Origin of the sequence: Lewinella sp. IMCC34191 (genome assembly GCF_003390935.1) — a bacterium.
Lineage (GTDB): Bacteria > Bacteroidota > Bacteroidia > Chitinophagales > Saprospiraceae > Neolewinella.
Genome location: NZ_QNQZ01000001.1, coordinates 883,982 through 903,351 on the forward strand (window position 1 = coordinate 883,982; position 19,370 = coordinate 903,351).

At 56.3% G+C, this 19,370-nt stretch carries 15 protein-coding genes; 11 read left to right on the forward strand and 4 right to left on the reverse strand.

The genetic code is table 11. The features are described 5' to 3' along the window. The first annotated feature begins 93 nt into the window (after nucleotides 1-93). The 3 genes from DRW39_RS03530 (at nucleotide 94) to DRW39_RS03545 (ending at nucleotide 3,954) form a co-directional block, all read left to right on the forward strand. A complete protein-coding gene (locus DRW39_RS03530; protein WP_116105581.1) occupies nucleotides 94-1,245 on the forward strand; it encodes a cytochrome c biogenesis protein in 1,152 nt (383 codons plus the stop codon). Nucleotides 1,246-1,254: 9 nt separating this feature from the next. Beyond that, entirely contained in the window at nucleotides 1,255-2,826 is a 1,572-nt protein-coding gene (locus tag DRW39_RS03535; protein WP_116105582.1) for a S8 family peptidase, read from the forward strand. 231 nt (nucleotides 2,827-3,057) lie between these two features. After that, a complete protein-coding gene (locus DRW39_RS03545; RefSeq protein WP_116105584.1) occupies nucleotides 3,058-3,954 on the forward strand; it encodes a flagellar motor protein MotB in 897 nt (298 codons plus the stop codon). Between the two features lie 36 nt (nucleotides 3,955-3,990). Here the strand turns inward: DRW39_RS03545 and tilS are convergent, their stop codons facing one another. Beyond that, nucleotides 3,991-5,325, reverse strand: a complete 1,335-nt coding sequence (tilS, locus tag DRW39_RS03550; protein WP_116105585.1) for a tRNA lysidine(34) synthetase TilS — start codon at nucleotides 5,323-5,325, stop codon at nucleotides 3,991-3,993. Nucleotides 5,326-5,327: 2 nt separating this feature from the next. After that, complete coding sequence (locus DRW39_RS03555) at nucleotides 5,328-5,801, reverse strand: 23S rRNA (pseudouridine(1915)-N(3))-methyltransferase RlmH (RefSeq protein WP_116105829.1); 474 nt, start codon at nucleotides 5,799-5,801, stop codon at nucleotides 5,328-5,330. Between the two features lie 180 nt (nucleotides 5,802-5,981). Here DRW39_RS03555 and prmA point away from each other — a divergent pair, with 180 nt between their 5' ends. Together prmA and DRW39_RS03565 are read left to right on the forward strand one after the other, a co-directional pair. Beyond that, nucleotides 5,982-6,824, forward strand: coding sequence for a 50S ribosomal protein L11 methyltransferase (gene prmA, locus DRW39_RS03560; protein WP_157975911.1), 843 nt, complete (start codon nucleotides 5,982-5,984; stop codon nucleotides 6,822-6,824). Nucleotides 6,825-6,892: 68 nt separating this feature from the next. After that, nucleotides 6,893-11,533 (forward strand): hypothetical protein, encoded by a 4,641-nt coding sequence (locus DRW39_RS03565; protein WP_157975912.1) that lies wholly within the window; start codon nucleotides 6,893-6,895, stop codon nucleotides 11,531-11,533. 11 nt (nucleotides 11,534-11,544) lie between these two features. Here DRW39_RS03565 and DRW39_RS03570 read toward each other — a convergent pair whose 3' ends face one another. After that, nucleotides 11,545-12,471: a DUF58 domain-containing protein gene (locus tag DRW39_RS03570; protein ID WP_116105588.1), complete on the reverse strand. Its 927-nt coding sequence runs from the start codon at nucleotides 12,469-12,471 to the stop codon at nucleotides 11,545-11,547. A gap of 76 nt (nucleotides 12,472-12,547) precedes the next feature. Between DRW39_RS03570 and DRW39_RS03575 the strand changes: the two genes are divergently transcribed. Next, the gene (locus DRW39_RS03575) at nucleotides 12,548-13,012 is read left to right on the forward strand and encodes a hypothetical protein (protein WP_116105589.1); all 465 of its coding nucleotides are present in this window, start codon (nucleotides 12,548-12,550) and stop codon (nucleotides 13,010-13,012) included. Between the two features lie 84 nt (nucleotides 13,013-13,096). Beyond that, nucleotides 13,097-13,864 (forward strand): hypothetical protein, encoded by a 768-nt coding sequence (locus DRW39_RS03580; RefSeq protein WP_116105590.1) that lies wholly within the window; start codon nucleotides 13,097-13,099, stop codon nucleotides 13,862-13,864. 8 nt (nucleotides 13,865-13,872) lie between these two features. On the opposite strand, the gene DRW39_RS03585 is transcribed toward DRW39_RS03580, so the two are convergent. Next, the gene (locus tag DRW39_RS03585) at nucleotides 13,873-14,766 is read right to left on the reverse strand and encodes a dienelactone hydrolase family protein (protein ID WP_116105591.1); all 894 of its coding nucleotides are present in this window, start codon (nucleotides 14,764-14,766) and stop codon (nucleotides 13,873-13,875) included. Nucleotides 14,767-14,893: 127 nt separating this feature from the next. Here DRW39_RS03585 and DRW39_RS03590 point away from each other — a divergent pair, with 127 nt between their 5' ends. The 4 genes from DRW39_RS03590 (at nucleotide 14,894) to DRW39_RS03605 (ending at nucleotide 19,368) form a co-directional block, all read left to right on the forward strand. After that, the gene (locus DRW39_RS03590) at nucleotides 14,894-16,099 is read left to right on the forward strand and encodes a PQQ-dependent sugar dehydrogenase (RefSeq protein WP_116105592.1); all 1,206 of its coding nucleotides are present in this window, start codon (nucleotides 14,894-14,896) and stop codon (nucleotides 16,097-16,099) included. Between the two features lie 97 nt (nucleotides 16,100-16,196). Further along, the gene (locus DRW39_RS03595; RefSeq protein WP_116105593.1) at nucleotides 16,197-17,246 is read left to right on the forward strand and encodes a pyridoxal-phosphate dependent enzyme; all 1,050 of its coding nucleotides are present in this window, start codon (nucleotides 16,197-16,199) and stop codon (nucleotides 17,244-17,246) included. Nucleotides 17,247-17,252: 6 nt separating this feature from the next. Further along, a complete protein-coding gene (locus DRW39_RS03600; protein ID WP_116105594.1) occupies nucleotides 17,253-18,341 on the forward strand; it encodes a DUF1611 domain-containing protein in 1,089 nt (362 codons plus the stop codon). After that, nucleotides 18,322-19,368, forward strand: a complete 1,047-nt coding sequence (locus DRW39_RS03605; protein ID WP_116105595.1) for a mandelate racemase/muconate lactonizing enzyme family protein — start codon at nucleotides 18,322-18,324, stop codon at nucleotides 19,366-19,368. The genes DRW39_RS03600 and DRW39_RS03605 overlap by 20 nt, the downstream gene beginning before the upstream one ends. The last annotated feature ends 2 nt before the right edge of the window (nucleotides 19,369-19,370 follow it).

Sequence of the window (19,370 nt, forward strand, 5' to 3'; positions counted from 1 at the left end):
ATTTTACTACGTCCCCACCATTTTGTCGTCAAAATCACCCCCGGGTCAGCCGACCAACGTACCGGGCACTCCTTCGATTCCTACCTTTGCCGTATGGAAAAACTGATGCGTCACAACTGGTGGAAGTTGGCCAGCGTGCTCATCCTGCTTTACGCGCTGGTGGCCGGCCTGCTGGTCCCGCTCAAGCCCAATCTGTTATCCGTGGCACCGAACGCGGCTACGCTTGGGCAAACGCAATCCTTTGAGCTGTTAGGTTACAATACCGAGTTCCTGGCCGACGAGGGGGCTACCCGTGCGTGGCTGAACTACGGGGATGGATATGCTGTGGAAGCGACTAGCATGGAAGTCGTCGACGATCGACGGGCTACCGTTACCTTCGATGTTCCGGAATATCTGCCCAACGACCGCCCGGAAAACAAGAAGCTTTCGCTGATCGTAAGCGGACCGGTAAGCGGCGCCTTCGTTTCACCCGACGTAGTCGTTATCCGGCAGCAATCCGCTCCCCCCGATCCCGCAGCCACCCGCCGGGAGTGGGAGCAGAGCACCATGCAAAAAGGGGACCTCACGGCTTACGCCGGCATGTCATTTCCCTACCGTAGCCTGCTGTCCGAGACCATCCGCAATACGTATTTCCACGTCAGTCTTTGGTTTGCCATGATGTTCCTCTTCATTGCAGCCGTGGTCTACTCCATTAAGTATCTGCGGCGGAAGAGCAAGCAGGAGCGAGCCGAAATTCCCGATATCGTACCACTTACCGAACTCAGCCGGCTGGAACGAGCCGATACCTGGGCGCTGGTCTTTACCGGTGTAGGTATGTTATTCGGTATACTGGGTTTATTGACCGGGGCCGTCTGGGCAAAGTACACCTGGGGCAGCTTCTGGAACTGGGACATCAAACAATTCACTACCCTAATTGCCCTCCTTATCTACGGCGGGTACTTTGTGCTTCGGGGCGCGTTTCCCGATCCGGAGCGCCGTGCGCGCTTGTCGGCCGTCTACAACATTTTCGCTTTTGCCTGCCTGATCCCGCTCATCTATATACTTCCGCGATTGAGCACCACCAGTCTTCACCCCGGTGCGGAGGGCAATCCGGCCATGGGCGGCGAGGACCTGGATAATACTATGCGCATGGTATTCTATCCGACCATCATCGGGTGGACGCTATTCGGCGGCTGGATGGCCGGTGTCGCCTACCGCACCCGGCTGCTGGCCGAACGCACGCTCCGCCGGCAAGAGGCCCTTTAAACCCTCCGTATGCGCCTGTTCCTTGTCTTGTGTCTATTGCTCGGTGTAGCGGCTTCGGCCCGTGCCCAACGGATAGCGACGGAATTGATTTGTGCGTGGCAACCAGGTGCGAATTATGCCAAGGTGCTAAGCCTTTCGCGGGTAGAGACCGAAAGCATTGCCGAAAACATTACACTGCTGCGTTTTCCGGATGCCATTTCAGCGACGGGGCGGTTGGCCTCTTTACAAAAGGATTCTCGAGTATCGGCCGTACAGTACAATTATCGGGTGCAATTTCGCCGGCTACCCGATGACCCGCTTTACATCCGTCAGGAGAATATGCAGCGCTCCGGATTCGAGGAGGCCTGGGACTTGACCACCGGCGGCCGGACGCCCGACGGCGTGCCGATCGTAACGGCGGTCCTGGACGCCGGATTCGATACCGGTCACGAAGACCTCGCACCGAATTTGTGGAATAACCCGGGGGAAATACCCGACGATGGGATCGATAACGATGACAACGGGTACGTGGACGACCGGACCGGATGGAATATGGTCACCGATGCACCGGAACACCCCGCTAACATCCACGGAACCGCCGTTGCCGGCCTGCTGGGCGCCCGCGGTCATAATGGGATCGGAGTAAGTGGTACCAACTGGAATGCTCAGTTGATGCTATTCACCATCTCTAACGTGGCCGATATCATCGAGGCCTACCAGTACATCATCGATCAGCGTCGCCTCTTTCGCACATCCGGGGGACGGCAGGGGGCCTTCGTGGTGTCTACCAACGCCAGCTTCGGCATCGAGGACGCAACCTGCGATGACTTCCCGGTATGGGGAAGTATGTATGACCGGCTGGGCGAGGAAGGTATCCTCACCGCGGCCAGCGTAGCCAACGTCGGGCGTGACGCGGATCTGGCCGGTGACATGGCTATCGATTGTCCGAGTAATTTTTTAATCGGCGTTACGAACGTGGACGAGGATGACGTCCTGTTCACCTCCTCCGGCTACGGACGTATCAACGTGGACCTGGCCGCACCCGGGGAAGCCAGTTATACTACCCGGCCCGACAACGACTACGGCAGTTTTGGTAGTACCAGTGCCGCGGCACCGTACATCACCGGGGCTATATCCCTGCTTTACGCATCTTCGGATTGCGATCGCCTCCGAATGCTCATCCGCGACGATCCGTCCGGTGCCGCTCTCCTCATGCGCCGGGCGATTTTGGAGAGCGTGCGACCAGCCCCGAGTCTTGCATCGAATACCGCTACGGGTGGAATTCTGGACGTAGCGGCGGCCCAGGTGTTGCTGTTGGAGAACTGCGCGTCAGACGACGAGCCCCTGGCGGTTGATCTGCTATTTCCCAATCCCGCAATGGAATTTCTCTACCTGCGGACCACCGCCACCTCCCTTTCCGCCGAGGCGCTAGTGTGGATGTACGACGTGACGGGTCGGAAGCTAGGTACGGCCGAAACCAAGCGCGTGCAAACCGATCCGGTCGTACTGGAGTTAAACATATCCGACCTGGCCGCAGGTTACTACCTTCTACAAATAGTCGACGGGCCACGCCGGGCGACCGCAAATTTTATAAAGTGGTAAGGTGACTCCCGCGGGATGTACTCGTCTCATGGCGGTCACTATAGAATCCCTCGATTATTCTCAGGATCAACCACCAAATATTACCATCTAATTCACCAAATATTTGGGCGTAGTGCAGAATTTCCCAATCTTCGCGCGTCCCAACGCCTAGGACGAGCCACCTCATCAATCGTCTTCGGTTGCCGAACAACCCATTCTCGTGGGCGACCATTTACTCTCAACTTTTCTGCTATGTATAAAAATTCGCTTCTTTTTCTCATCGTCCTTTTAGGGCTCACTTCCTGTGTCAGCAAGAAGAAATACGAGTCGCTACAGTCCGATCTCACTTCACGCGACGAACTCATCGCGCAGCGGGACCAGGAAATCAATCGCTACGCGCAGCAACTTGCCGAGTGTGAACGGCGGGAACTGCAACTCGAAAATAACCTCGAAACGGCCGAAGAGCGGGCGACCATGCGCGAAGACCAGATCGCCGACCTGCGCCAGCAGCGCGACCGCCAACTCACCCAGCTGGAAGACCTGACCAAGATGAGCCAGGGAGCCAGTGACAACATCAGCCAGACGCTTTCCCAGCTGGAAGGTAAGGATCGCTACATCCGCGTTCTCCAGGATGCCAAGTCCCGTGCCGACTCCATCAACCTGGCCCTTGCGGTCAACCTCAAAAGTGTGCTCCGTGAAGGTATCGAGGACGAAGACGTGGACATCAAGGTCGACAAGACGGTTGTCTACATCAACCTGAGCGATAAGATGCTGTACAAGAGCGGCAGCTACCAGATCACGGATCGTGCCGCGGAAGTGCTCCAAAAGATTGCCTCCATTGCACAAAGCCGTCCCAACCTGGAGATCATGGTTGAAGGCTACACGGACAACGTGCCCATCAACACCAACTGCGTGAAGGACAACTGGGACCTCTCCGTACTTCGCGCTACCGCCGTAGTTAAGGCGCTGGAAAATCGCTTCGACATCGATCCCAATCGCCTGATCGCCGCCGGTCGCGGAGAATTCAACCAGCTGGTAGACAACTCTACCGCGGAGAATCGCTCCATCAACCGCCGTACGCGGATCATCCTGCTGCCTAAGCTCGACCAGTTCTACGATCTGCTCGATCCGAACCAGGTTCCGGAATAATCCGAAGCCTCTTCTTTAGAGCGACGAAGCCCCGAACTACCTCTGTGGTTCGGGGCTTTGTTTATGGTAGCGGATCTCAAGCACGCTTTCATCATTCGGTCCGACGGCAAATCGCTCATCGATACGATACGGGATGATCGCCACGATCTGCCCCGCCTCATCCGTCAGCACCGGCGTCCGATCCTTTTCCCAGGGGGGCAACTTCAGGTCAATAAAAAAGTCCTTCACCTTCTTTTGACGTCCACCCATACCATACGGACTAAAGCGGTCTCCTTTTGCGCGGGACCGCAGGTAAAGTGGTAATGGCGGCAGGCGGCAAAACATCCTGTCCGATCCGTCAAAAGAGGAAGGCCGATCGACAACCGAAAGCTCCATTACGGCATCTCCAAAACCAAACGAAGCGGGCAGTTCATCGATGCGGAGATTAGGTAGCTTGAAATCCTGTAATGCTTGCATCGTTATTGCCTCCGGCGTAATTCGAGCTACGTGCGTAGGCGAATGCAGGGAAACGTAGCCGGAAGCCTTCGCCATTTGCCGGTACTGCTCTTCGCTGAATCCAAGATCCTCGCCGTGGAAACGGAGTAGCGTAATAAGGTCACGGACGGATAGCTCCGTTTCGGCTAGCCTAATGGACACCATGCCCTGCCGGCGGGTGACAGCGGGATGATCGGCCAGGGCGCGGTTAAGGAACACCTCCGTAGATCGCAAGTGGTCAAACGTATCCCGGAGCGAGGAATCCATGAGCCCCAGATCCCGCAGCACCGGGACGAGTTTATGGCGGATTCGGTTGCGTTGGTAGGCTAGGGTAGCATTGGTCTTGTCTTCTCTCCACTTCAGGCCACGATCAAGGGCATGCGCCCGAATATCTTCCTTACTGGCAAATAACAATGGTCGCACCAGGGGAAATTCGGTATGGAGCGGAATGCCCCTTAATCCTTTGAGCCCGGTGCCGCGAACGAGGTGATGCAGCAGGGTCTCCAGGTTATCGTCCAAATGGTGAGCAGTTACCAGCAAGGGATAGCTGTACTCATCCAAAATTTTCTTAAAATGGGTATATCGTCTGTTTCTCGCCCAAATCTGCAGATTGAACCCTTCCGGCAGGGGGCGGGGTAGGGGCACAACGGCGCTGTGCAGCGGGACATTATAGGCTGAGGCAAGATGCTGGACCAGTCGCTCGTCCTGATCGGACTCCTCCCCGCGTAGTTGGTAGTTGCAGTGAGCCAATGCGAATGGTTGGTCTGTCTCACTTAGTAAATCAGCCAAGACCACACTATCTACGCCTCCACTGATGGCCAGTAGTAAGGTATCATCCGTTCCAAAAAGCTTTTCCTCCCGGACAAAATCGCGGAAGCGGTCCGATAGCGATCGCATGGTCAGGAGTTATGATATTTCTCATTCCGCAGGATAGTCATTGCCCGATACAGCTGTTCGAGCAAGAAGAGACGCACCATCTGGTGGCTGAAGGTCATCTTGCTCAGACTAAGTTGCTGATCCGCTCTCTGGTAGACTTCCTGCGAAAAACCAAATGCTCCGCCTACCACGAAGACCAGTCTACGCGCCGGACGCTGCAATTCTTTCTCCAGCCAGTTTGCGAGTTCCACGCTGGAGTGGTTGACCCCGCCTTCGTCCAGTATGATCAGGCGGTCCTCGGGATTCAGCTTTCCCAGTATGACCTTCCCCTCCGCGTCCCTCAATTCATCCGAGCTCATCTTTCCTCCCTGGCGTACATCCGGGAGCGTGTCGACGGAAACGGGGAGATAGTGGCTGAGTCGTTTGCTGTAGATGTCTTCGCCCGTACGCAGGTACTTCTCTTTCGTCTTTCCGATAAAGTATAGCTGGACTTTCAAGGGATCGGTTTGTTTAGCGCTGGGACTGGTATCCGGCCGAACCGCCGACACATGCAACGCCGCGGGAAGGCGGTCGGTAGGACCATTCAAAATGCAAGGTAGTCTTTCCGGGCTCTTATGTTGCTAGTCCGCTATCTGCCCCTACCTTGCAACCCGCTACCCAATTATACGCGCGAGACCATGACGAATACTTTCACCGCCTACCATATTGACTGCTCCACCGACGACTCGGATATTTTGCTGGCATTGCTCGCCGACGATGGCTTTGATTCCTTTCAGGAGACCGATTCCGGCCTAATTGCCTATGCCGTATCCGATCGACACCAGCATTGGGTTGAGGTGTTGGATGATCTTAAGCAGCGTATATCCTTCACGTACAGAGCTGAAGAGATGGAAGTAAAGAATTGGAACGAAGTATGGGAGAGCGCTTTTACCCCGATCCGAATCGACGATCGGCTGTCGCTACGGGCCCATTTCCATCCGCCGGTAGATGGGGTGGCACACGACCTGGTGATCGATCCAAAAATGTCGTTTGGTACCGGGCACCACGCCACCACCCATATGATGTGCGAGTTGCTGTTCGAGCACTTCGCGGAGGATCCGAAAGAGGGACAGCGATTTCTGGACTACGGTTGTGGTACCGGGGTACTGGCCATCCTTGCGAAGCGACTCGGAGCGAGCGAGGTGGATGCCGTCGATATAGAACCGTGGGCAATAGAAAACACGGAGGAAAATGCCGCCGCTAATGATGTCGCCTTGAAACGTTTAGTTGTAGGAACCCTGGACGAAATAATTAGCGGTACACCGTACGACGTGGTGCTGGCAAACATTAATCGCAATGTACTATTAGCATCTGCAGAGGCGTTGAGAGACAATATTCGTGTGGGTGGCAGGGTATATCTCAGTGGTATCCTTCTGCAGGACGAAAAACGGGTGGTCGAACACTACGGCCAGACCGGCTTTCAACACCTTCGGACCGTGGCGCGCGAAGATTGGCGGGCGGCCGTTTTTATCCGCGAATGAACAAGTTAGCGATGCGGTATTACCTTTTATGTGCTTTACTGTTTTTGGGCCTGGTATCCCATGCTCAATTGTCCGCCCTAGAACCGGATGCGGAACTGATTTCTTTCGAGGAACAGCTGGAAGCATATATGACCGCCACGAAGAATAAACGAGCGGAAGAATCCTACGCTAATTTTATCGGCGTTTTCTTGGGTGGCGGATTCACAGAAGCCCAGCAGAAGCGTGTCGTTCAGAGTTCGGTTATGCTAGCGAACTTCAACGCTCGCGCTGACGGTCCCATGGCCAATTACTTAGACATCCAGATCGCTCTGTCTAATGACGAGCGAGCACAACTGTTTGAAGAGTTTCACGACCTGCTAGCGAAGACGCTGGATGTCTATGCCAGTTCCCCTTCCTCCGTCAGTAATGTCCTTTCCACTTCGTTAAGCTACCTCACCCGCTCCCGCCTGGATAACAACGAGGGGCCGGAGGGCTGGTACGTAGCGGGTGGAAAGCCCAGTTTCCAATTCGACGAATCTCCCGTGCTCTTCATTGACGAAGTCTATCGGCTCAAGGGGGCGAAGCAACGAGACAGCTTGCTGATCCAGGAAACGAAATTGTATGTGGATCTCACCAATGAAATGGTCACCGGGAAAGGCGGACGCAGCGATTGGCAGCGGGTCGGCCTCCCCTCGGACATTTTCGTCCGTTTGGTCGACTATCACGTGAATACTAAACGGGATATCCTCACCTCTGACAGTGCGCAATTACAGTATCCGCCCTACTTCGGTGACAAGATTATCTACGGTCAGTACGAAGACCGGGTTCAGGGAAGTGGACCGCGGGCAGCCGGTGAGGTACCCCGATTCACGTCCAATGATAAGTTTGTTACCATTGACAATATCGGCGAGAATATGAGCCTAATCGGGCGCTTTGAACTGCGTGCCGCCCGCATATTCGCGACCACTTCGGAAGATTCCGATATACCCGTCACCCTGCAAATACGCAATTCTAGTGACGAACTCAAGATGCGGGGTTCGGCCAGGCAATTCGTCGTGGTGCCGGGCGACCGCCTTACGGGCCAGCAGGTCAACATGGCCATCTTTTTCAACGGCGATAGTCTTTACCACCCCAGTACCAGTATTGAAGTGGATATCGAAGACCGCCTGGTCAAGCTTAAGCGAACGAACAGCAGCGCGGATAGGGCTCCCTTTCTGCACAGCGCGAATCACTTCGCGATCGATGCCAATAATATCAATGTTTACCTCCAGGGCGACAGTGCCGTGGTCGGTCGGACCAGCGTTAGCTTCCAGGAAAAGGGAGACGTTCACTTTGAAAGCGAAAACTACTTCAACATGCTCGACTACACCCGCATTCGGGCACTAGCGGGCTTTAATCCGTTGGAAGTGATTTACCGGTACCAGCACGATCTCTACGCGGCAACGGATACCCTTTCCGCCAACGGCATCGCCGAGCGCTTCCAGAGTGGACTGACCAGTGGGGATATTGAATCCGTTCTATTCGACCTGCAATCGCGTGGCTTTCTAACCTACAATCCGGAAAGTCAAAAAGTGATCGTAAATGAGAAACTGGAACATTACGTACTCTCGGCTCGTGAGGCCAAAGATTATGACCGCCTCGAACTGATCAGCAGCATCGAAACGGAAAATGCCTTCATCGATTTGAATGCCGGTACCATTCTCGTCGAGGGCGTCAAGCCGCTTCAGTTCAATCCTAAGAAGCAGTTGGCCATTAAGCCCTATGGCGGTCAGGTCGCTATAGTGGGTGACCGGAACCTGGACTTCAGCGGGCAGGTGTACGCCGGCAACGCAATCCTCACGGGCAATGATTTTCACTTCAAGTACGATCCGTACTATATTCAGTTTGACTCCGTACGCTATATCGACCTCTTCCTTCCCGAAGGTGGGAACATGGAGCCGGGGGCTCGTAAACTGTCGACGGCCAGTCGACTGGAGCACGTCAGCGGTTACCTGCTTCTCGATGCTCCGAAGAACAAGAGTGGATCCGAGGACATCGCCTACTTTCCTTCGCTGCAAACGCGCGGTCCGTCGTACATCTATTACGATCAGGCCGACTCCAGTTCGCTATACTCCCGTGACAGCTTTTATTTCGAGTTGGCTCCCTTCAGTTTGAATAATCTGGACAGCCTCACCGAAACCAACCTCAATCTGGAGGGCGAGCTGGTCAGTGGAGGCATCTTTCCCCGAATGAAACAGCAACTGCAAATTCAGGAAGACGGAAGCCTGGGTTTCGTAGCCCGGATTGACAGCATGCCGGAAAGTATGTACGGCGACCGGGGCGCCTACACCGGAGAAGTAAGCCTGAATAACGGTGGCCTGGTAGGAGACGGCACCCTGAGATACCTAGAGGCTGAAATCACCAGCCCAAATATCCGCTTTGGAGTAGACAGTGCAACCACGACCGCGCAGTCTTTCGTACTCAATGAGTCCGTTACCGATATCCGACAGGTCCCGGACGTACGTGGAGAAACGGTGAACGTGACCTTTATGCCCTACGGCGACTCATTGGCCGTGGTGCCCCAGGAGGGGGAGACTTTCGATCTGTTCGGTACGGGAGATCACACCTTCGACGGAACCCTCGTTCTGACTCCGGAAGCGCTCCGTGGCGGTGGTAAACTCGACTGGTCGCAGGCTACCGTGACGAGCGAAGACTTCAGCTTCGGCGCGAAGGACGTGCAAATCGATACGGCCAGTGTAAGCATCAAGAGCCAGGAGGATCCGGGCAGTCTCGCCCTAACCACCAACAATGTCAATGCCGATTTCAATTTCGCTACCGGGGAGGCTTCCTTCGGCTCCAACGGGAACGAACTCAATACCGAACTTCCGTACATCCAGTTCCGCACTTCCAGCGATCGCTTCGATTGGGACATGGCCGGCGGCAACATTACCTTCGAAACCAGCGAGGGAAAGGATCGCTTCTCGAGCATTAATCCCGATCAGGATAGCCTGACCTTCACCGGTACAACCGCCGTCTACGATAACCTGGCCAGCCAGTTGAAAGTCGGGGGCGTACCCTACGTCATCAGCGCCGATGCCCGTATCATTCCGGGAGACAGCATTCTCGTCGTCGAATCCGGCGGAAAGATCCAGCAGTTGACCAACGCACAAATCGTAGCGGATACCCTCAACCAGTATCACGTCATCAACCGCGCCACCGTAGATATCGCCGGGCGGAAAGAGTACACCGCTTCGGGTTTCTATGAGTATAACGTAGGTGACCACGTCCAGGAATTCGAATTGCAGAATATCGTCGGTACGCGGGTAGGGAAGGGCCTGAAGTCGGAAAAGAAAACGGCGACCCGGGCGGAGGGCCAGATCGAAGAGACGACGCAGTTCTACATCGACGATAAAACCCGATTCTACGGAACCATCCAACTGGACGCCGGAGATAAGGAACTGGCCTTCGACGGCTACGCCCGCATCGAGGCGGAGAAATTGCCGAGTGCCGAATGGTTCGTGGTTGAAAGTATGGGCGACAAGAATAACCTGGTTCTCAATACCAAAGACGCCTTAGGTAAGGATGCCAAACCCCTTTATACCGGTTTTTACCTGAGCAAACCCGAGCGTAATATTTATCCCAGCATCATTCAGACGCCGCAGCGTCGCGCGGACCATGCCATTCTCGACGCCAGCGGTGTATTCACCTACGATGAGAGCCGCGATGCCTTCCTGCTCGGTGATAGCGTTCGCGTAAACGATCCCGAAGCGAGGGTGGGTAATCTGATGGTCTTCGATCACGCCAACGGGCAAGTGACCGGCGACGGTGAACTGGGCATCGGCGGGCGCCTGAAGTACATCAGCATGCGATCTTACGGGACCGTAGCGATGGAACTCCCCGAGCAATTTGTCCGCGAGCCGGAACCCGAACCCGCCGTAGCCGATGTTCCGACCGCCACCGAGCCGCAAGACACTTCCGCTACCGGTGACGATCCGGAAACCCTGACCGATAATATGTTCCTGCTGGAGGAGGAAGTCGAGGAAGCACCGGCGACGGACATCAGCATCGTGGATATCAACGAGCGCGCCCGCACGGAACAGAATTACCCGGAAACCGAGGTAGACATCATGACGGCTATCGACCTTATCCTGCCGCGGTCGCTGACCGAAATTTTGGTCAACGATATTTCCTCCGGGGCCTATAGTGCGCCACAGTTATTGATCAACCAGCGCGTACCCTTTGCAACCGCGGGCATCGAAACGCTCTTTCCCGAAGGCGGCGACCGCGACCGGGCCATTGCTGGTCTCTCAGCCGATGCCATCGACCTGCCGCCGGCCATCAACAAGCACACCTTCCTCTTCTCCGATATGAAGATGAAGTGGAGCACCGATTACCAATCGTTCGTCAGTACGGAAACCCTAAACGGACTGGCATCCGTAGCCGGACGCCCGATCAGCCGCCGCTTCGAGTCCTACCTGGAAGTGAAGATGACCACGGGAGGCGACGATCGGCTTTACCTGTACATCCAGTCGCCGAGCGAAACCTACTACTTCTTCGGGTACAAAGACGGCATCCTCAACGTCGTCAGTAACAACAATACCTTCATGAACGAGTTACGGAGCGTGAAGCCAAAAGATCTCGTATTGGAAATGGATGACGGCCTCACCTACGAAATCCTCGAGGTAACCCCCGGTACGGCCCAAACCTTTCTGCGTCGCGCCAAAAGCGCCTTCGAAACCGTAGAAGAGTAAGGAGCGTCGTTTTACCGCATCCGGGCCCGCTTGACCAGATACTGCTGCAGTATCGGCCGGAAGCCGGAGTGAATATCCGCCTCCACGTAATCGATCTTGTACTGCAGGCACTTAAGCCGTAAGCGCTGCTGGTAAGCGGCCACCTGCTCCACGTAGTATTCGCGTACTTGCTGCGGCTGTAGCTTGACCCGTTCGCCGGATTCCATGTCGATAAATTCGTACGGCCGATTCTCAAACTCGAAGTCGATCTCCCGCGATTTGTCAATCGTGTGGAAGAGGACGACTTCGTGCTTGGCGTGCTTCAGGTGCTGCAGTGCGGCAAAGAGTTCGTCTTCCTTATCGGTGGCATCGAACATATCGCTGAAGAGGACGACCAGTGAACGGCGGTGGATGCTGTCCGCGATCTGGTGCAGGGCATCCGCCGTAGCCGTCTTGACATCGTGGGTAGGATGGTCGATTAGTTGCTGCAGGTAGGTCAGCATCAGGCGGTAATGCGTGGTGCTGGACTTCGGGCGGGTGTGCAGGCCCAGTTTTTCGTTAAAGAAGGAAAGGGCAAAAGCATCCCGCTGCCGCATCAGTAAATTCATCAGACTGGCAGCGGCCAGCGTGGAGAATCGAATCTTATTGACGTAGTCCTCCGTCCGGTTGCCGATCTCCGGAAAGTACATGCTGGAGCTATTGTCGATCACGATCTGGCAGCGCAGGTTGGTTTCTTCCTCGTAGCGCTTAGTGTACATCTTATCGGTACGCGCGAACACCTTCCAGTCGATATTGCGGGTGGGTTCCCCCTGGTTGTAAATGCGGTGCTCGGCGAATTCGACGCTGAAGCCGTGAAAGGGACTTTTGTGGAGTCCGATGATAAAGCCCTCCACCACCTGCCGGGCAAGAAGTTCCAGATTACCGAGGTTCCTGACCTGATCGTTGGTGATTAGTTGCATAGGCTAACTTATAGGTGCCGGGGGCGTTTGTCGATAAGAACGGATGTATCCGACGATGGATGCCTAAATTTCGAAAATGCTAGGAAAAGTAAAACAATGGTTGGGGATCGAGGGCGTCAAACTGGAATTACTCCTTCCCCCTGACTTTAGTCCGAAGATGGGTAGTCTGGCCGGCAGAATCCGCTTGTCCAGCAAGCACCCCCAAACCGTCACCGCCGTCAAGATCGTGATGGTGGAAAAATACAGCCGCGGTAAGGACGAAGATCAACTCGTTGACGAATACGAGCTGGGCCGACAAGTGATAACGGATACCATTCCCGTCCCAGGCGAAGGGGTACCCGTGGAACTTAATTTCCGCATCGCCTTCAGCCCCCTGCCATCGCCGATGGACGAATTTGGCAACCGGAACCCTTTATTCGGCGGCCTGGCCTGGGCGGCCAAACGCTTACGCGGAGTGAACAGCGAGTTCCGCATCGAAGCGGAAGCCCAGGTGCAGGGGGTAGGGCTAAATCCCTTCGATAAGCAAGTCCTCTCGCAGTAGACTGCGCTAAAGTTCTCTTAAATTCACGGTGATGGGTACATGGAAGACGGTTAGGTACTAATTTAATAGGGCTAAATCGCCCCTATGAAACACCTATACCTACCAGCCCTTGCTATCCTTCTCCTCCTATCGGCCTGCGGAAAGCCGCTACAGGTCGTTCGGATCAGTCCGGCGGCGGAGCAGGACATCGATCGATACCGCTATGGTAATCCGGTACAGTCGCTGCGCCAGGATGAGGTCACTGTCGAAGTCAGCTACTATGATGCCTCCGATGATTACCTAGTTTTCGACGCGGAAGTGATCAATGAATCCACCGAAGACATCCTGTTTGATCCCGTCGAGGCCTACCTGCAGCTAGCAGCCGATGCGCAAATACCCGCCCTGGACCCGGAATTCCAGTTGTTATCGATGGACCTGGAATCCGTCAGTCGCCAGCGTTCCGCGCGGGTTATGGCCTGGGCGGGAGCGGCCGTGCTCGTCGCTGCGTCGGCCTATGCCATCTCAAAGAGCGGTGGTTCGGTGGCCGAGGTTCCCACCGACGCAACTTTGGTCGCGGATTTGGGCATCCAGGTCGCCGATGCCATGACCTTCGCGGTGTTGCAACAAAACCAAAACCTCCTTCAGCGGAACTACGCCCCAACGGAAGAGGAAATACCCGCCCCCGATAACCGCTATTTCTGGCTGGATTACAGCTTCCGTAAAACGACCCTGCGTCCAGGGGAGTCAGCGGTAGGCAAGCTGGTCTTTCCGCGGGCGGACATGGAGGTGAATTTTCAGCTGGCCGTACCGGTCATCGGGCGGCCACCCTACACCTTTAATTTTACTCAGCGCATATTCCGTGACCGGCCATAGACCGACATCTATGCCTTCAGGTAGTAAGTGAAAAAATCAATCGTGCGATCCCACGCTAGCTTTGCCGCTTTCTCATCGTAACGGGGCGTGGTATCGTTGTGGAAGCCGTGCTGGACGTCGGTGTACACGTGAGCGGAATGCTGTTTGCCCTCCCGAAGCAAGGCAGCCGCATAGTCCGGCCATCCGGCATTGACGCGCTCGTCAAGTCCGGCGTAGTGTAGCTGAAGGGGTGCCTGAATCTTCGAAACCTCCTCATCCGATGGTTGTCCACCGTAAAAGGGGACGGAAGCGGACAGACCGGGTAAACGCACGGCCATGGAATTAGCAATGGACCCACCGAAGCAGAAACCCACAACGCCGACCTTGCCATTCGTGTCGGGGTGGTCCTTAAGGTAAGCGTAGCCGGCGATAAAGTCTTCCAGCATTTCATCTCGATCGCGCTGCCGCTGTAGCTCCCGGCCGTCATCGTCGTTGCCCGGGTAGCCACCCAGTGGCCAGAGCGCGTCCGGCGCTAGGGCGACAAATCCCGCTACGGCCGCCCGTCGTGCCACGTCTTCGATGTGGGGGTTCAGGCCCCGGTTTTCGTGGACGACCAGCACGCCGCCCGGCTTGGCGGTAAGCTCGCCGGCCGGTCTTGCCAGCAGTGCCCGGATCTCACCGCCCCCGTCGGGCGACTTATACACCACGTATTCCGTTTCAATACGGGCGTCGTCGGGCTTGATCTGCACGGCGGTAGCGTACTTGGGTTGCAGGTAATCGAGGATACCGGCCACGGTGAGCCCACCGACGGCGTACGCGCCGATCCGTTCGATGAATTCGCGCCGTTCCAGCTTGCTGTGTACGTAGCGGTCGAAGAGGCGGTATACGTCGGGGTGGAGGTCTTCTTTGTTGATCTTGGCCATAGTTGTGTGCAATTTGAAGAAAGGTACGCTTTTACCTCCCGCCACGCACATAACAAAGTGCTGGCGAAACAGCCGGCTTAAGACCGCGGTTTGGCGCTTTGGTATCCCCTCCGATTAAACCGAACCTATGAAACGCATTCCCCTTTTTTGCCTCCCGCTTTTGATAGCGGGCTGCAGTACCGCATCTGAAGTACAACCGCTGTCGTCTACCCCTGAAGACCCCATTAACCGCGCCCGTGTAGAAGGCTTTGTTTTTCAACCCGAGCGAGTGGATGCAACGGACGCACGGGTAGCAGAACTCCAGGTGCCGGAAGGTTTCACCATCGAGAAATACGCCGAGGATATGGGCAAGCCCCGCATGCTGGCCGTACGGGACGACGGTACCGTTTACGTGACCCGTCGGGAAGGCGATATCTATATGCTTAAGGATGCCGACGGTGACGGCCGTGCGGACAGCCAGGAAAAGATCTTTGAGATGAAGAACATCCACGGTCTGGCGCTGCGTGGGGATGAATTGTATATGATGGCCGTCAACGAGATTATGAAAACCTCCCTCCGGGCAGACGGTAAATTCGGTCCGATCGATACGATCGCAAAGGAATTCCCCGAAGGAGGCCAGCATAATAACCGGACCATCGCTTTTGGTCCCGACGGAATGTTGTACGCCTCCGTAGGAAGTACGTGCAATGCCTGCAAGGAAACGAATGACGAAAACGCCACGATGGTACGGATGAATGCAGACGGAAGTGAGCGCAAGATCTTTGCCAAGGGACTGCGAAATACCATTGGGTTCGACTGGCACCCGGAAACCGGCGCGTTTTATGGCCTCGATCACGGGATCGACTGGTTGGGAGACGATGCCCAGCGGGAAGAGCTAAATCTCCTGGAGGACGGAAAGCACTACGGATGGCCCTACATCTACGAGGACGGGGAGTACAATCCTGCCGATGAACCCGACGAAGGTTTCGCGGCCTTTGAGAAGAAAGTGACCAGCCCGGTGCTTACCTACACCGCGCACAGTGCGCCCCTGGATCTCATTTTTTACCGTGGCGACCAGTTTCCGGCCGAATACCGGAATGATGCCATCGTTACGCTACGGGGTAGCTGGAATCGCTCGGAGCCGAGTGGGTACAAGATCGTGCGCATCACCTTCGACGATAACGGTCAACCCACCGGTTTCGAAGACTTTGCCACCGGCTGGCTCCGCAATAAGGACCAGCAGCAAATGGGGCGCTTAGTCGGTTTGGCGGAGATGCCCGACGGTTCCTTACTTGCCACCGACGACACGAACGGCATCATCTACCGCATTGCCTACGGAACCCGTAGCCGCTAAGCGGTTGGCCGGAAAACGCTCTACCTGCGCTCCGCCGCAATGAGTGACGGCAAACGATTCGACCCGCCCCCGGTTAGTAGGGTAGAGCAACCCCTTTATGACCCTAAGAGATGCCGTGCGAACAGCGGATAATACCGTAAGTAAATCAGCGCGAGAACTGGCGCAAACCAGTAGTAATCAAAGCGCTAGCCAGATCGATCGATTGCATGCCTTTAGCCAGATCATCGAGCGCGAAGTCGGGGATACCTGGCTACGTAGGTCACGCGGACTGGAGCGGGACTTCGATCATGACCAGCTATACCTCAAATTCGAGGGGGATAATCCCACCGGTACGCAAAAAGACCGGATCGCCTTTGCGCACGTCGAGGAGGCCCTCGCCAACGGACACGAGCGCGTGGTTCTGGCTACCTGTGGCAATTACGGGGTAGCCGTCGCGCTCGCTGCCAGCCTGGCCGGTCTGCGCTGTGAGATTTTCCTGCCCGCTTCCTACCACTCGAAGCGTCTCGGAGAAATGGAACAACTGGGGGCAAACCTTCACCGCCCGGAAGGTACCTATGAAGACACGGTGCGGATCAGCAGCGAATGGGCGCAACGGGAAGGGGGCTACGATGCCAATCCGGGTGCCGAGAATACGGACCTGCAGCTACGGGCCTACGCGGATATTGCCACCGAAATCGTGCGGTCGCTGGGAAAGGTCCCGGACAGGGTGGCGGTTCCCGTATCCAATGGAACGCTCCTCGCCGGCATCTTTTACGGCTTCGAACGCATGATGAACAACGGGCATACGGATCGCTTACCGCGGATGCTGGCCGCTTCGTCCATCCGCAAAAACCCCATCGTCACCTCATTTCTCGCCGGAAGCCGACGCTGCGTAGACCTGGATCCGAATAAAATCAGGGAAACCAACATCAACGAACCGCTCATTAACTGGCATAGCTTTGACGGGCAGGAAGCGCTGAACGCCGTCTGGAAAAGCGGGGGAGGGGCCTGCCACGTCACCGACGAGCAGATGCGCAAAATGTCTAGCTACTTAAGTCAGAAGGAGGCCCTGCAGGTGCTTCCGGCCTCGACCGCGGGCCTGATCGGGCTTACCGCTGAAGAGAGCGATCATTCCGTACAGATTGCGGTTCTTACCGCCAAACGATAATTAAATATGAGTTCTACGCCTCTTGACGGCAACGCCATCGTTTACGCCGACGGCGCATTTAATACACCCAATGGCAAAACGGCCCATGGCCTGGCCCGCTTCACGCGGCGCTACCGGGTGATTGGCATCATCGACCAGCAGTACGCCGGCCGCGACAGCGGCGAGGTGCTGGATGGTAAACCGAACGGTATTCCGGTCTATTCGTGCCTGCAGGATGCCCTCGAACAGAGCGATCAGCGGCCGGCGTATTTCGTCATCGGCCTGGCCCCGGACGGGGGAAGGTTGCCCGGCTCGGGCCGGATGGCGGTACGCGAAGCCATCCAGGCGGGGCTGAATGTGGACAGCGGGCTGCACGATTTTATCAGCAACGATCCGGGCCTGCGCGAAGCAGCCGAACAATACGGCGTGAAGATTCGCGACGTGCGCAAGACGCCCGATCGCGATCAACTGCATTTCTTTTCGGGGGACATCGAGGAGGTGGACTGTCTGAAGCTTGCCGTGTTGGGTACCGATTCCGCCATCGGCAAACGGACCACGGCCTGGCTGATCGTGCACGGACTGGAAGCCGCCGGCTACGGCGCCCAGATGATCGGTACCGGGCAGACCGGGTGGATGCAGGGCGCCAAGTATTCAATGATCATGGATAGCTGTATCAATGACTTCGTTTCGGGTGAAATCGAGCACGCGGTAGTTAGCGCCTACCGCAACGAGCGGCCGGACGTAATCGTCATCGAAGGACAGGGCTCCCTGATGAACCCGGCCTACCCGGGTGGATTCGAGATCCTGGCCGCCGGACGACCGGACTACGTGGTGCTCCAGCACGCACCCACGCGGAAGGAATACGATGGCTTCCCCGGGTACAAACTCCATAGCCTGCCGGAGCAGATCAACGCGATCAAGACGGTCTCCGGTCGGGAAGTCATTGCCGTGACGCTCAACCACGAGGGATTGCAGCCCGATGAGATCGATGCCGCCTGCCGCGCGGTCACCGAAGAGACCGGTCTTCCCTGCTATGATGTCCTGGCCCACGGGGCCGATGCGCTCGTGAAGCAAATTTCCAGCTACCTTCGCTCCGATGCGGATAACCGGAATTGATTACGATCGCTACGACCTGGAATTGATCGAGCCCTATACCATCGCCTACGAGACCATCGGGGCGGCGGTTAATTTCGTGCTGAAGGTCACGACCGATGACGGCTTCACCGGTTTCGGCTGCGCGGCGCCGGATATGGCCGTCACGGATGAATCGGCGGCCGACGTGGAACGGTCCATCCTCGATCACATCATGCCGGCGCTTATCGGTCAGAATCCTTTCCACTACGCCCGTCTCCTGGAGGAGCTGCGTACCACGATCAAGAGTTCAGCCCTGTCTATGGTAGACAGCGCGCTCTACGACCTGGTCGCTAAGAAGGCCGGCGTACCGCTGTACGAATTTTTGGGCGGCTATCGCACGCAGATCGCGACCAGCGTGACCATTGGTATTCTCGGGCTCGACGATACGATGGTCCGTGCACAGCAATACGTGGATCAGGGCTTCAATATTCTGAAGATCAAGGGAGGGCTGGATTACCAGGAGGATATCGCGCGCATCCGGGCCGTCCGGAAACGCTATCCCGAGGTGACGCTTCGCTTTGATGGCAACCAGGGTTATACGCTCGAACAGGCGCTGCACTTCATCAGCGCCGCTCAGCCGCTCGGCGTCGACATCCTCGAGCAGCCGACCAGCATCAACGAAGAGGCCGTGATGGGTACGCTGACTAGGGATTCCCCGATCGCGGTTATGGCCGATGAAAGCCTGAAAACGCTCAGTGACGCATTCCGGCTGACGCAGCACGAGCTCACCGACATGATCAATATTAAATTGCAGAAGGTGGGCGGAATCTGGCCCTCGCTACACATCAATTCCGTCGCCAAATCGGCGGCCAATGACGTGATGGTGGGTTGTCTCGACGAATGCGGTCTCGGCATCGCCGCGGGCCTGCACTTTGCGCTGAGCCGCCCCAACATCGCCTACGCCGACCTGGATGGCCATCTGGACTTCAAGGTCGATCCCTTCAGTCACCTGTTTCGGTTGGAAAAAGGAATCCTTTATCCGAATGGCCGTCCGGGGCTGGGTACCTAGCG

Bases quoted from the DNA above. Each gene is read 5' to 3' on its own strand.
- prmA (WP_157975911.1), top strand. From the start codon at position 5,982: ATGACGAATACTTTCACCGCCTACCATATTGACTGCTCCACCGACGAC.
- DRW39_RS03530 (WP_116105581.1), top strand. From the start codon at position 94: ATGGAAAAACTGATGCGTCACAACTGGTGGAAGTTGGCCAGCGTGCTC.
- DRW39_RS03605 (WP_116105595.1), top strand. From the start codon at position 18,322: ATGCGGATAACCGGAATTGATTACGATCGCTACGACCTGGAATTGATC.
- DRW39_RS03535 (WP_116105582.1), top strand. From the start codon at position 1,255: ATGCGCCTGTTCCTTGTCTTGTGTCTATTGCTCGGTGTAGCGGCTTCG.
- DRW39_RS03585 (WP_116105591.1), bottom strand. From the start codon at position 14,766: ATGGCCAAGATCAACAAAGAAGACCTCCACCCCGACGTATACCGCCTC.
- DRW39_RS03545 (WP_116105584.1), top strand. From the start codon at position 3,058: ATGTATAAAAATTCGCTTCTTTTTCTCATCGTCCTTTTAGGGCTCACT.
- DRW39_RS03580 (WP_116105590.1), top strand. From the start codon at position 13,097: ATGAAACACCTATACCTACCAGCCCTTGCTATCCTTCTCCTCCTATCG.
- DRW39_RS03600 (WP_116105594.1), top strand. From the start codon at position 17,253: ATGAGTTCTACGCCTCTTGACGGCAACGCCATCGTTTACGCCGACGGC.
- DRW39_RS03570 (WP_116105588.1), bottom strand. From the start codon at position 12,471: ATGCAACTAATCACCAACGATCAGGTCAGGAACCTCGGTAATCTGGAA.
- DRW39_RS03575 (WP_116105589.1), top strand. From the start codon at position 12,548: ATGCTAGGAAAAGTAAAACAATGGTTGGGGATCGAGGGCGTCAAACTG.
- tilS (WP_116105585.1), bottom strand. From the start codon at position 5,325: ATGCGATCGCTATCGGACCGCTTCCGCGATTTTGTCCGGGAGGAAAAG.
- DRW39_RS03590 (WP_116105592.1), top strand. From the start codon at position 14,894: ATGAAACGCATTCCCCTTTTTTGCCTCCCGCTTTTGATAGCGGGCTGC.
- DRW39_RS03595 (WP_116105593.1), top strand. From the start codon at position 16,197: ATGACCCTAAGAGATGCCGTGCGAACAGCGGATAATACCGTAAGTAAA.